At 72.8% G+C, this 12,807-nt stretch carries 12 protein-coding genes; 6 read left to right on the top strand and 6 right to left on the bottom strand.

The window, feature by feature from the left end:
• Nucleotides 1-245 precede the first annotated feature (245 nt).
• Nucleotides 246-1,040 (bottom strand): deoxyribonuclease IV, encoded by a 795-nt coding sequence (locus E4623_RS22180; protein ID WP_134768762.1) that lies wholly within the window; start codon nucleotides 1,038-1,040, stop codon nucleotides 246-248.
• 124 nt (nucleotides 1,041-1,164) lie between these two features.
• Here E4623_RS22180 and E4623_RS22175 point away from each other — a divergent pair, with 124 nt between their 5' ends.
• Nucleotides 1,165-3,279, top strand: a complete 2,115-nt coding sequence (locus E4623_RS22175; protein WP_167736808.1) for an FHA domain-containing protein — start codon at nucleotides 1,165-1,167, stop codon at nucleotides 3,277-3,279.
• 55 nt (nucleotides 3,280-3,334) lie between these two features.
• Here E4623_RS22175 and E4623_RS23075 read toward each other — a convergent pair whose 3' ends face one another.
• The gene (locus tag E4623_RS23075; RefSeq protein ID WP_245155217.1) at nucleotides 3,335-4,300 is read right to left on the bottom strand and encodes a serine/threonine-protein kinase; all 966 of its coding nucleotides are present in this window, start codon (nucleotides 4,298-4,300) and stop codon (nucleotides 3,335-3,337) included.
• A 232-nt stretch (nucleotides 4,301-4,532) separates the two neighbouring features.
• On the opposite strand from E4623_RS23075, the gene rpsF reads away from it, so the two are divergent.
• From rpsF to rplI, 4 genes are all read left to right on the top strand, one after another.
• Entirely contained in the window at nucleotides 4,533-4,838 is a 306-nt protein-coding gene (gene rpsF / locus E4623_RS22165) for a 30S ribosomal protein S6 (RefSeq protein ID WP_134768760.1), read from the top strand.
• 139 nt (nucleotides 4,839-4,977) lie between these two features.
• A complete protein-coding gene (locus E4623_RS22160; protein WP_134768759.1) occupies nucleotides 4,978-5,586 on the top strand; it encodes a single-stranded DNA-binding protein in 609 nt (202 codons plus the stop codon).
• A 65-nt stretch (nucleotides 5,587-5,651) separates the two neighbouring features.
• On the top strand, nucleotides 5,652-5,888 hold the full coding sequence (rpsR, locus tag E4623_RS22155) for a 30S ribosomal protein S18 (protein ID WP_134768758.1): 237 nt from the start codon (nucleotides 5,652-5,654) through the stop codon (nucleotides 5,886-5,888).
• Between the two features lie 27 nt (nucleotides 5,889-5,915).
• A complete protein-coding gene (gene rplI, locus E4623_RS22150; RefSeq protein ID WP_134768757.1) occupies nucleotides 5,916-6,362 on the top strand; it encodes a 50S ribosomal protein L9 in 447 nt (148 codons plus the stop codon).
• Between the two features lie 101 nt (nucleotides 6,363-6,463).
• Here the strand turns inward: rplI and E4623_RS22875 are convergent, their stop codons facing one another.
• A complete protein-coding gene (locus tag E4623_RS22875; RefSeq protein ID WP_167736807.1) occupies nucleotides 6,464-7,012 on the bottom strand; it encodes a hypothetical protein in 549 nt (182 codons plus the stop codon).
• Nucleotides 7,013-7,045: 33 nt separating this feature from the next.
• Nucleotides 7,046-8,356, bottom strand: coding sequence for an MATE family efflux transporter (locus E4623_RS22145; protein WP_245155219.1), 1,311 nt, complete (start codon nucleotides 8,354-8,356; stop codon nucleotides 7,046-7,048).
• Between the two features lie 604 nt (nucleotides 8,357-8,960).
• On the opposite strand from E4623_RS22145, the gene dnaB reads away from it, so the two are divergent.
• On the top strand, nucleotides 8,961-10,379 hold the full coding sequence (gene dnaB / locus E4623_RS22140) for a replicative DNA helicase (protein WP_134768756.1): 1,419 nt from the start codon (nucleotides 8,961-8,963) through the stop codon (nucleotides 10,377-10,379).
• A gap of 78 nt (nucleotides 10,380-10,457) precedes the next feature.
• Here the strand turns inward: dnaB and E4623_RS22135 are convergent, their stop codons facing one another.
• Together E4623_RS22135 and E4623_RS22130 are read right to left on the bottom strand one after the other, a co-directional pair.
• Complete coding sequence (locus tag E4623_RS22135) at nucleotides 10,458-11,858, bottom strand: HAMP domain-containing sensor histidine kinase (protein WP_134768755.1); 1,401 nt, start codon at nucleotides 11,856-11,858, stop codon at nucleotides 10,458-10,460.
• Complete coding sequence (locus tag E4623_RS22130) at nucleotides 11,858-12,580, bottom strand: response regulator transcription factor (protein ID WP_134768754.1); 723 nt, start codon at nucleotides 12,578-12,580, stop codon at nucleotides 11,858-11,860. The genes E4623_RS22135 and E4623_RS22130 overlap by 1 nt, the downstream gene beginning before the upstream one ends.
• Nucleotides 12,581-12,807 lie beyond the last annotated feature (227 nt).

The following is a 12,807-nucleotide window of genomic DNA, read 5'->3' as shown; positions in this document are numbered from 1 at the left end:
GAGTCACCGCGAGTCGAGACCTTGCCGGTGGGTGGTCTCGACTCGGCTCGCTGGCGCTCGCCGGCTCGACCAGCGGGGGTTGCCGGTGGTCGAGCCGCGGGGACGGAGTCACCGCGAGTCGAGACCTTGCCGGTGGGTGGTCTCGACTCGGCTCGCTGGCGCTCGCCGGCTCGACCAGCGGGGGTTGCCGGTGGTCGAGCCGCGGGGACGGAGTCACCGCGAGTCGAGACCTACAGCCGCGAGACCTACAGCCGCGCCGACAACCAGGCGAAGTCGGCAGTGTGCTCCTCCGCCCCGCCGGGCGTCTCGCACACGACCGGCGCCCCGGCGTCGCGGACGACGGCGGCCAGCAGGTCGGGGTCGATCCGGCCGGCACCGAAGTTGGCGTGCCGGTCGGCGCCGGAGTCGAACTCGTCACGGCTGTCGTTGCAGTGCACGAGGTCGATCCGGCCGGTGATGGCGCGGACGTCGTCGACGACGGTCGCCAGGTCGTTGCCGCCGGCGTGGGCGTGGCAGGTGTCGAGGCAGAACCCGACCATGTCGAAGCCCTCGGCGCCCGAGATCGCGTCCCAGACCCGGCCGATCCGCTCGAGGTAGCGGGTCATCGCGTTGTCACCGCCGGCGGTGTTCTCGATGAGCAGCGGCAGCTTCAGGTCGGTGGCCTCGATGGCCTTGCGCCAGTTGTCGAACCCCTTCTCGGGGTCGTCGGCCTTGTTGACGTGACCCCCGTGCACGATGAGCCCCTTCGCGCCGATCGAGGCGGCCGCGTCGACGTGCTGCTGCAGCAGCTTGCGGCTCGGGATGCGGATCCGGTTGTTGGTCGTGGCGACGTTGATCAGGTAGGGCGCGTGCACGTAGAGGTCGACGCCGGCCGCCTCGGCGTCCGCCTTGAGCGCCTCCGGCCCGCCCGCGTAGGCCCACTCGGGACCGCCGTAGGACTGCGGGTCGCCGAGGAAGAACTGCACGAGCGGCGCCCGCCGGGCCCTCGCCTCCGCGACGGGGTCGGTCTGGTCGACGTGGGCACCGATCGCGATCGTCATGCGTCACACCATAGGAACAGGCTCCGACATGGTCGCGGGTGTATCCCTCGCCAGGGAGGGAAGTCCTAGCATTCGTGCGGCGGGTCCGGTTCGCGTCGCCCGCCTTGAGCCCACGGAGTCCGCCATGACCAGCATCCGCATCCAGACGAGCGGCCAGACGCTCACGGCCGACAGCACCGAGGGCGCCCGCGTCTTCACCGTCGGCCGCGACGCAGCGTCCGACATCACCTCGCTCGACCCCACGGTGTCGCGCCGGCACGCCGAGATCCGGGCGTTGGGCCAGGGTTGGGAGGTCGTCGACCTGGGCAGCTCGGTCGGCACCTTCGTCGGCGGACGGCGGGTGGAGCGCGCCGACCTCACCGGGACGACGGTCGTCGGGTTCGGCCGCGACGGCCAGGCGCTCACCGTCACCGTCACCGTGGCCCCCGCCGCGCCGCAGGCCTTCCCGCCGCCGATGGCGCCCCGCCTCGACAAGCCGGCTCCCTCGGCTCCGCTGGGCGCCCCCGCGGCCGCCCCGCCGCAGGCCTTCCCGCCGCCGGTCGCGGTCGACCGCGCCCCCCAGTTCGACGGCCCGCCGCCGCTGGACCAGACGGTGGTCACCGGGCAGGGCCCGTTCCCCGGGTTCGGCCCGGCCGGCCCCGGCCTGCTCGTGCGCCGCCGCACCGGCAAGGACCTGCGCTTCCCGGCCGGCATGCCGATCCGGATCGGCCGCGACCCGGTGCTCGAGGTGCACGCCGACGACCAGGCCGTGTCGCGGCTGCACGCCGTCCTCGAGCCTCGGCCCGACGGCTGGTGGTGGGTCGACCGGTCGACGTCCGGCTCCTTCATCGACGGCGAGCGGATCACCCAGCACCACGTCGACGAGCCGGTCGAGATCAGCCTGGGCCACCCGACCGCCGGCTACGAGATCGAGGTCGTCCCGGTGGTCGCCGCCGGCCAGGCGAGCGCCAGGATCCAGGCCCGCAAGCGCCGCCGCACGCTCGCGCTCGTGGGCGGCGTCGTCAGCGCGATGGTGCTGGTGGGCGGTGGCATCACCGGTGTCGCCCTGCTTGGCGACGACGAGACGCCGACCGCCGGCCAGGGCCCGACGTCCGACCCCGCCAAGGAGCGCCAGGAGGCCCTCACCCGCGCGAAGGCGGCCGCCGTCCTGCTCACCGCCTACGACGAGAGCGACCAGCCGCTGTGGTCGGGCTCCGGCAGCATCATCACCGAGGACGGGCTGATCCTGACCAACGCCCACGTGGCCGACCCCGACGCGCCGGGCCAGACCTCCGGCGAGTCCGACCCCGCCTACCTGACCGTGTCGCTCACCTCCGGCGAGGACGACAAGCCGGCCTCCGCGGCCTACCGGGCCGCCCCGATCGTCTCCGACGGCTACCTCGACGTGGCGGTGCTCCAGATCGAGTCCGACGCCGAGGGCAACCCGGTCGAGAAGACCGAGCTCGACCTGCCCGAGCCGCTCCCGATCGGCGACAGCGACGAGCTGCGCACCGGCGACCGGATCATCGCGCTCGGCTACCCCGCGATCGGCAACCTCAGCGTCCAGGGCGACCGGCCGCTGACGGTCACCGAGGGCGTCGTGTCCACCTTCCAGGCCGACGACGTCGTCGGCACCCCCCGCGGGTCGATCGACAGCGACGTCCGTCTCGGGTCCGGCAACTCCGGCGGCCCCTCGATCAACGAGGAGGGCGAGATCATCGGCCTCAACACCCGCGTCGTCACGGCCGGGTCGGACGCCGCCGGCGCCATCACCCAGGGCTCGGCACTGATCGTCCCGGTCAACCTCGCCAAGGCCGTGCTCGACATCGCCCGCGACGGCGGCGACCCGTCGTACGTGTCGCCGTACCTCGACGAGCTCCCGACCGACCCCGGGGTGCCGACCGACGTGAACGCCCAGGCCGCCGGCTGGGTCCGCGAGGGCGAGGAGGGCTTCTGCGCCGGGGCGAGCAGCCCCGACGCCCCGCAGCAGCTGAGCGGCGTCGGCACGGGCGAGACGCTGATGGCCGAGTTCAACGTCGAGGGCCTCCCCGACGGGCTGCCGCTCGCGATCGACTTCTACGACCAGGACGACATCCGGATCGACACCCTGAGCACCACCTGGGACCTCGGCCCCGAGGGGATCTGCATCTGGGCACCGCTCGAGCTCTCGACCGACTTCCCCGAGATCACCGCGGTGCTGTCCCTCGGGCAGGAGAGCGAGCCGGTCGCGGTGAACCCGCTGATCCTCTCCGGCAGCTGACGCTCGCTCTGCCGCGGACCCGCACACCGACCCAGACGCCGACCCAGACACCGACTCACCCGCCGAGCAGGCCGCGCACGCCGGCCGCGGCGCCGACCGCCGAGCCGAGGAAGCAGGCCGCGAGCGCGACGGCCGCGACCAGCCGGCCGACGACGCGCGGTCGATGCGCGTGCCGCGGACGGCGTCGCGCCGGGGGGAGCGGCACCGGCGCCGCGCCGAGGCGGTCGGGCACGGGGTGCCGGGGCGTGCGCGACACCCGCGCGACCCGCGACACCCGTGACACCGTGCGGAGCAGCGCCGCCGCCTCCGCTGCCGAGGCCGGACGTCGCCCGGGCGCCGGATCGGTGAGGGTCGCGACCAGCCCGGCGAGCTGGCCGAGCCGCTCCGTGCCGCCGGCGAGCACCCGCGCGACCACGCCGACGGCGTACAGGTCCTGGCGGGGGTCGGCCGGCGCGCCGGCGAGCTGCTCGGGGGCGGCGTACCCCTCTGTGCCGAGGGGCGACCCGGGCGGCTCGCGCAGGCCCGTGAGGACGGCGGCGACGCCGAAGTCGCCGATGCGCAGGTGCGGCCGGCCCCGGCCCGTGGGCTCGAGCAGCAGGTTGGCGGGCTTGAGGTCGCGGTGGACGACGCCGGCGGCGTGGACCGCGCCGAGCCCGTCGAGCAGCTGGCCGAGCAGCTCGACGACGTGGTCGAGGGGCAGGGCGCCGTGCTCGGCGAGGAGGTCGGCGACCGAGCCGCCGCGGGCCAGCGGCATCGCGAGCGCGACCCGGTCGTCGTCGGCGACCCACCCGGTCGGCGCGGCGACGTGCGGGTGGTCGATGCGCACGCCCTGCTCCAGCACGAACCGCTGCAGGTGGGCGGCGTCGAGGCGGTGGAGCAGCTTGACCGCCACGAAGCCGTGCTCGCGCAGGTCCCACGCCCGCCACACCGCGCCCATGCCGCCGACGCCGAGCAGGTCGATCAGCTGGTAGCGCCCGGCGAGCGGCGGATCTGCGGCCCGGGTGGCGGAGGGGTGCGGCACGCGCCCGACGCTGCCACGGACGCCGTCCGGACGGGGCTGGTCCTCCACAGCCCGGGTGCCGTCACCACGTCGTCCCCAGGGGGCCGACTTCGATTGCGCCGCCGGCGCCGGCCGCTGATAGCCTGCCCTGTCTTCGTGCGCACCCACCGACGGGTGCGTCGCGAAGGAGTTGTACAGCCCTCCTGCCACGGAGAGACCGTGGCCGCGAAGTCCACAGGAGGTGGAGACCGCTGTGCGTGCCTATGAAGTGATGGTCATCCTCGACCCGAGTCTCGAAGAGCGTACGGTCGAGCCCTCGCTCGACAAGTACCTCAACGTCATCCGCAAGGACGGCGGGACCGTCGACAAGGTCGAGGTCTGGGGCCGGCGTCGCCTGGCCTACCCGATCAAGAACGCCGAGGGCGCGAAGAATGCCGAAGGCATCTACGCCGTCATCAACCTGCAGGCGGAGCCCGCGACGGTCAAGGAGTTCGACCGTCAGCTCGGGCTCAACGAGTCGATCCTGCGCACGAAGGTGATGCGTCCCGACGCTCACTGATCTCCTCGACTCACCTCGAGGGATCGGTGTCCTCCACGTCGCACGACTGTGGAGGAGCACTTTCCCTTGTCGGTGCCGCACGCAACGATGTGCGGACACCGACGTCACTGGATCAACACGAGCACCCTAGGGAGACCTGATGGCCGGCGAGACCCTCATCACCGTGGTCGGCAACCTGACCGACGACCCGGAGCTGCGCTTCACCCCCTCCGGCGCGGCGGTGGCCAACTTCACCGTCGCCTCCACTCCTCGGACGCTGAACAAGCAGACGAACGAGTGGGAGGACGGCGAAGCCATGTTCCTGCGGTGCTCGATCTGGCGGCAGGCGGCGGAGAACGTCGCCGAGTCGCTCCAGAAGGGCGCCCGCGTCATCGTCCAGGGCCGCATGCGGGCCCGCACGTGGGAGACCCGTGAGGGCGAGAAGCGCACGTCGTTCGAGATCGACGTCGACGAGATCGGCCCCTCGCTGCGCTGGGCGACCGCCAAGGTCGCCCGTGCCGGTCGCTCCACCGCCGGTGGCGGTGGCGGCGGCTACTCCGGCGGTGCCGGCGGCGGCGCCAGTGGTGGTGCCGGCGGCGGTGGCGGCTACTCCGGTGGGGGTGGCGGCAGCCAGGCCGAGGACCCGTGGGCCTCGTCCGCGCCGCAGTCCGGTGGCCGTCCGGCCGCCGGTGGCGGTGGCGGTGGCGGTGCCCCGGCCAACGACCCCTGGGGTGCTCCGGGCGTGGGCTCCGACGAGCCCCCGTTCTGACCCAGCAACACATCCAACCCGAACCATTCCGGCGTCAGCCGGGCTTCTAGAAGGGAAGCACCACAATGGCCAAGGCAGTCCTGCGCAAGCCCAAGAAGAAGGTTTGCCAGTTTTGCAAGGAGAAGGCGACCGGTGTCGACTACAAGGACACCACCCTGCTCCGGAAGTTCATCTCCGACCGCGGCAAGATCCGTGCGCGGCGTGTGACCGGCAACTGCGTCCAGCACCAGCGGGACGTGGCCATCGCGGTCAAGAACGCTCGCGAGCTGGCTCTCCTGCCCTACACCTCCACCGGTCGCTGACCGCAGAGACCAGGAGAGAAGACACTCATGAAGCTCATCCTCACCCAGGAGGTCGACGGCCTCGGTTCGCCCGGCGACATCGTCGAGGTCAAGGACGGCTACGGCCGTAACTACCTCATCCCGCGCAACGTCGCGGTGCGATGGACCCGTGGCGGCCAGAAGCAGGTCGACTCGATCAAGGCGGCCCGCTCCACGCGTTCGGTCCGCGACGCCGCCCACGCCGACGAGCTGAAGTCGAAGCTCGAGGCGTCCTCGGTCGACGTCAAGGTCCGTGCCGGCGACTCCGGTCGCCTCTTCGGCACCGTCACCGTCGCCGACCTGGCCGACGCGCTCGGCGAGGCCGCCGGCGAGACGGTCGACAAGCGGACGATCGTGGTCACCAACCCGATCAAGACGCTCGGCGCCCACACCGTGGCGGTCAAGCTGTCCGACGACGTCTCGGCGACCGTGTCGCTGAACGTCATCCCCGCCTGACGCACGCAGCCCGGCTCTCGACGGCCGCCCCCCGGTTCTCCGGTGGGCGGCCGTCGTGCGTGCGGGCCCGCGCGCGGCTGGCCCCGGGGAGCTTCACCGCCTCAGCGGTGGACCTCCGTCACGGGTGTCGACGGACCCGCCGCCCAGGCTCGTCCCGCGCACCAGAACAGCAACCCGACGACCACGACGGGCACCAGCGCGACGACGACCCCGGCGACGTCGGTGAGGGCGTCGAGCCCGGCGCCGAGGACCAGCACCGGCAGCACGATCACCAGCACGCTGCCGGCGAGGGCGGTGCGCCACCAGGCCCGGGCGACCAGGTCGCCCGCGGTGTCCGCGGCACGCACCAGGGCCGCGCACAGGACGGCGTACCAGGTGAGCCGCGGGAGGTCGACGGCCCAGGCGAGGGCCTCGTCGGCGTCGTCGAGGACGGCGACGACGCCGGGCACCCACAGCGGCAACGAGACCAGCGCCGCAGCCACCCCGAGCCGGAGCAGCGCCGTCCGGAGCGGGAAGTCGCCGGGGAGCGCCCGGACCCCGACCAGCACGAGCACCCAGCCGAGCGGGTCCGCCAGCAGGTCGTGGCCCTCGACGGCAGCGACGAGCAGGAGCACGACCACCCCCATCGCGATCGACTGGAGCGGCTTCACGGGACCATCATCGCCGTCGGTGTCCGGGTGCGCTCAGGGCGCGACGGTGGCGCCGGTCCGCAGCCAGGCGTCGCCACGGGCCCGGTGCAGGAGGGTCACGAGCCGCCCGCCCATGAACAGTCCGCAGAACAGCACCCAGACGGCGAGCAGGCCGGCGTCCCACCACACGGCCGCGGCGAGGGTCACCGGGGCGTAGAGCGCGGCGACGACGAGCCCCGCCCAGGCGAGGTAGCGGCCGTCGCCGGCGCCGATGAGGACGCCGTCCAGCACGAACACGACGCCGGCGGCCGGCTGGCCGAGCGCGGCGACGAGGAGGACCGGCACCAGGAGGTCGGGCACGGCGGGGTCGTCGGTGAACAGCGGCCCGAGCACGGGGCTGAGCGCGGCGATCCCGATCCCGGTGACGACGCCGCTCCACAGGCCCCACCGGACCATCCGTCGGGTCAGCGCCCGCGCGGTGTCGACGTCGCCGGCGCCGAGCGCCCGCCCGGTGATCGCCTGGGCGGCGATCGCGATCGCGTCGAGGACGAAGGCGAGGAAGGTCCACAGGGTCATCGCGAGCTGGTGGGTCGCGATCCGGTCGGCGCCGTCGTCGCCGTGGGCGTCGAGGGTGACGCCGACGGTGGTGACGAGGAGCGCGGCGCGCAGGGTGAGGGTGCGCACGACGAGGGCGACACCCGCACGGGCCGCAGCCCGGACGCCGGCGAGGTCGGGCCGCAGCGGGGCCTCGTGGCGCCGGGCGCCCCGGACGACGACGGCCGTGAGCGCGACCGCGCAGGCGACCTGGGCGACCACCGAGCCGATCGCGGAGCCGGCGATCCCGAGGTCGAGCCCGTACACGAGCGCGACGTTGAGGACGACGTTGAGCAGGTTGCCGACCACCGCCACCGCGAGGGGCGTCCGGGTGTCCTGCAGTCCGCGCAGCACGCCGGTCGCGGCGAGCATGACCAGCAGCGGGGTGGTGCCGAGGAACGCGATCCGCAGGTAGGTCGTGGCGTGCTCGGCGACCTCGCCGCCGACCCCGAAGGCGGCCACGAGGGGGTCGGTGAGCAGGACCCCGCCGACCGTGATGACGACGCCGAGGCCGGTCGCGAGCCACACCCCGTCGAGGCCGAGCGACAGGGCGCCGCGCAGGTCGCCGGCCCCCCACCGCCGGGCGACCCCGGCGGTGGTGCCGTAGGCGAGGAAGACGCAGAGCCCGACGGCGGTCTGGAGGACGACGGCCGCGATGCCGAGGCCGGCGAGCTCGGGGGTACCGAGGTGGCCGACCACGGCGGCGTCCGCGAGCAGGAACATCGGCTCGGCGACCAGGGCGAGGAACGCGGGGACGGCGAGGCGCAGGATCTCCCGGTCCTGCGCCCGTCCCTCGGCACGACCCGCCGGCCCACCGTGCGGCCCACCGTCCGGCCCGCCATCTGGCCTGGTGGGAGTACGGGTAGGGGTGTCGGAGGGGTCGGAACGGCGGCGCACCGGTATCACACTAGTGATCGGTCGCGGGCGGAAATGCACCGCACGGACCCGGTGGATAACTAGGGTCACCCTGTGGATGAGGGTTGTGGGAGCGGGGGCTGTCGACAATCCGGTGGGCGTCGTCTCGGTGGACGGTCGGTGAACGAAATATTCTGCACAAGATTTCGATCCACACCGTCAAACCACTGTTCCTGCAGGTCAGAGGCGTGAGGGTCGAGATGTCGGGCGTGTCGTCCACAGGCTGCTCCCCAAGCTGTGCACAGCGTTGTGCGTGTCGTCCACGGGTCGGTGGCAGTTATCCCCAGGGCCTGTGGACAACCAGGTGTCGCTCGGCCCCGTCCGACCCGTAGGTTCGCGCCTCGGGACTCGCTCCGCGGTGTCGGGAGCGGCGTCGGGGGGTGCTGCCCCCTACCGTCGACGGCATGCTCCACCGCCCGTCCCGGCCCGCCCCGCACCCCCCGTCGTGGAGAGACATCCCGTGAGCCTGACCGAGTCCGACAACCGAGGGTTCCCCGAGCCCCCGTACGACGACTGGGGCGACGGTCCGGCGGCCTACGAGCCCGGCAACGCACCGAGCTCGCCGGGCGGACGCACGCCGCCGCAGGACATGGCGGCCGAGCAGTCGGTGCTCGGCTCGATGCTCATCTCCAAGGACGCGATCGCCGAGGTCTCGGAGGTCCTGCGCGGCAACGACTACTACCGGCCGTCCCACGAGATCATCCACGACGCGATCATCGACCTGTTCGGTCGCGGGGAACCGGTCGACATGATCACCGTGGCCGCCGAGCTGCAGCGGGCCGGTGAGCTGGCCAAGATCGGCGGCGCGCCCTACCTGCACACGCTCGCGGCGAACGTCCCGATCGCGGCCAACGCCGAGTTCTACGCCCAGATCGTGCACGAGAAGTCGGTGCTGCGTCGTCTCGTCGACGCCGGCACCCGGATCGCGCAGTTCGGCTACGCCGGCGAGGGCCAGGTCGACGACATCGTCGACCGGGCGCAGGCCGAGATCTACCAGATCGCCGACAAGCGGAGCACCGAGGACTACGCCCCGCTGAGCGACATCATGGAGGGCGTCCTCGACGAGATCGAGGCGATCAGCAACCGGGAGAACGGCCTGTACGGCGTCCCGACCGGCTTCGCCGACCTCGACGACCTCACCAACGGCCTCCACGCCGGGCAGATGATCATCGTCGCGGCCCGCCCCGCGATGGGGAAGTCGACGCTGGCGCTCGACCTGTGCCGCTCGGCCTCGATCAACAACAACCTGGCCAGCGTCTTCTTCAGCCTCGAGATGACGCGCTCGGAGATCACGATGCGCCTGCTGTCGGCCGAGGCGAAGGTCCCGCTCAACCACATCCGCAACGGCAACATGCAGGACGGCGACTGGGACAAGCTGGCCCGCCACATGGCCAAGGTGTCCGCGGCGCCGATGTTCATCGACGACAGCCCCAACATGACGATGATGGAGATCCGCTCGAAGGCCCGCCGCCTCAAGCAGCGCCACGACCTGCGCCTCATCGTCATCGACTACCTGCAGCTGATGTCCTCGGGCAAGAAGGTCGAGTCCCGCCAGCTCGAGGTCTCGGAGTTCTCCCGCCAGATCAAGCTGCTCGCCAAGGAGCTCGGCGTCCCGATCATCGCGCTGTCGCAGCTCAACCGTGGCCCCGAGCAGCGCGGCGACAAGCGCCCGATGATGAGCGACCTGCGTGAGTCCGGCTCGATCGAGCAGGACGCCGACATGGTCATCCTCCTGCACCGCGACGACGTCTACGAGAAGGAGTCGACCCGCCCCGGCGAGGCCGACCTCCTCGTCGTCAAGCACCGCAACGGCGCCACCCGCGACATCACCGTCGCCTTCCAGGGCCACTACTCCCGCTTCGTCGACATGGCCCACTGACGCCGGCGCCCGGGCCGGGGTCGACGCCCGGGCCACCGGTCGCGCGGACCCAGGACCGTCGCACCGCGCGCCCGGTCGTCACGCCATGGGGAGGCTGACTCCGAAGGCGCTGCCCGAGGTGACGTCGCTCGTGCACGTCACGGTGCCGTGGTGTGCCTCCACGAGTGACTTGACGATCGCGAGGCCGAGGCCGGAGCCACCCTGGTCGCGGCTGCGGCTCGGGTCGGCCCGGTAGAACCGGTCGAACACCGCGGAGAGGGCCTCGGCCGGCATCCCCGGCCCCTCGTCCCGGACGGTGACCACGACGCGGCCCTCGGACACCCGCACGGCCACGGCGACCGGAGAGGTGGCCGGCGTGTGGACGAGCGCGTTGGTCAGCAGGTTGGTGAGGACCTGGCGCAGCCGGGCCTCGTCGCCGAGGACGACCGGCGGTCGACGACCGGGGTGGGCCTCGACCGTCAGCGAGCGCTCCGGCTGGAGCGCCTGCGCGTCGAGGACGGCCTCCGTGGCGAGGCTCAACATGTCGACCGGCTCCTGCTCGAGCGGCCGCGACTGGTCGAGACGCGCGAGGAGGAGCATGTCGCTGACCAGGTCGCCCATCCTGGTGGACTCCGACTCGATCCGCTCCATCACCGTGTCGAGGTCGTGGGTCACGCCGGTGCGCCACATCTCGGCGTGGCCGCGGATGGTCGCGATGGGGGTCCGGAGCTCGTGGCTGGCGTCGGAGACGAAACGCCGCAGCCGCTCCTCGGAGCGGGTGCGCGCCGTGAAGGCGTCCTCGATCTGCGCGAGCATGCCGTTGAGCGCCCGGGCCAGCCGGCCGATCTCGGTGCCCGAGCGGTAGGTCGGCACCCGCTCGGACAGGTCGCCGGCGGCGATGTGCTCGGCGGTCTCCTCGATCCTCTCCAGCGGTCGCAGACCGATCCGTGCCAGGACCCAGGCGGCGGCCGCGACCAGGAGGAGGATCGCGCCGCTGATGAGCGCCGAGAGGCCGATCATGCGGTTGACGGTGGCGTCGACGTCGGCGAGCGACACCGCGAAGACCAGCGTCGTGTCGGCTCCGGCCAGCTCGACGCTGCGCACCCGCCACTGGCTCTCACCGTCCTGGGAGGGCACGTCCCGGAGCGTGGTGGAGCCGGCCACGTCCCTGAGCCGGGACAGCTCGGGCGCGGACCCTCCCAGCTCCGGTCCGAGCGAGCACGCCACCTGCCCGTCGGCGTCGAGCACCAGCAGCAGGAAGTCGCTGCGGAGGCCGCGGGGGTCCCGGGGATTGGCGCACCCCTGCGCGGTGGTGTCGGGGACGCCGGGCGGCGGGTCCTGTGCGGGCATGCCGCCCAGGCCGCTCACCTGCGTGTCGACGCGGTCGAGCAGGTAGGAGCGGAGCAGCACGATCCCGGCGACGTTCGCGACGAGGAGCCCGGTGGCCAGGAGGAGCACCATGCCCAGGACGAGGCGGGCCCGGATGGACAGGGCGTCCATCAGGACGACGGGGTGCGCAGGACGTACCCGACCCCCCGCACCGTGTGGATCAGCGGGGGGTCGACGATGTCGACCTTGCGCCGCAGGTAGCTGATGTAGGACTCCACGACGCCGGAGTTGCCGCTGAAGTCGTAGTGCCACACGTGGTCGAGGATCTGCGCCCGGCTCATCACCCGGCCGGAGTTGCGCATCAGGAACCGCAACAGGGAGAACTCGGTCGGTGACAGGCTCACCAGCTCGGTCCCGCGGCGCACCTCGTGCCGGTCCTCGTCGAGGAGCAGGTCGGCGTACGACAGCCGGTGGGGTCGTCGCTCGTCCGGCGTCGGCCGGGTCCGACGCAGCACCACCGCGACCCGAGCGACCACCTCGTCCAGGGAGAAGGGCTTGGTCACGTAGTCGTCGCCGCCCCGGGTGAGTCCGGTGAGCCGGTCCTCGAGCGCGTCCCGTGCCGTCACGAACACGGCCGCCATGTCGGGGTGGACCGTCCGCAACCGGCGCAGCAGCTCGAAGCCGTCGGTGTCCGGCAGCATGACGTCGAGGAGGGCCAGGTCGACGTGGCCCTCCCCGGCGCGGGCCAGGGCCTCCGTGCCGCTGCCGGCGCGCACGACGTCGTACCCCACGAAGCTCAGGCTCATCGCCAGCATGTCCTGGATCGGGAGCTCGTCCTCGACGACCAGCAGCCTGGTCCCCGGCACGACCGAGTGACGGGCGAGGTTGCCCATGGGTGCTCCCCTCCCGCCAGCGCGCGACATCGACACGGTGCAGCCTGCGCCGAGTTCCTCGGGATCGGCTGGAAGAACGCTGGCAACCGGCTGTGAGTCCGCGGCCCCGTCGCACTGCCAGCGAGTTGCCAGCCTCGGCACAGCGGAGCGGGAGATTGGTCGGCCACTGTTCAGGTGCCTGCTCGCGCCTCCCCGGCTCCACGCCCCACCGCCGGGGCGCGAGCGGG

This window comes from Nocardioides sp. 1609, assembly GCF_004522105.1.
Taxonomy (GTDB): Bacteria; Actinomycetota; Actinomycetes; order Propionibacteriales; family Nocardioidaceae; genus Nocardioides.
This window is presented reverse-complemented; position numbering and strand designations above follow the sequence as displayed.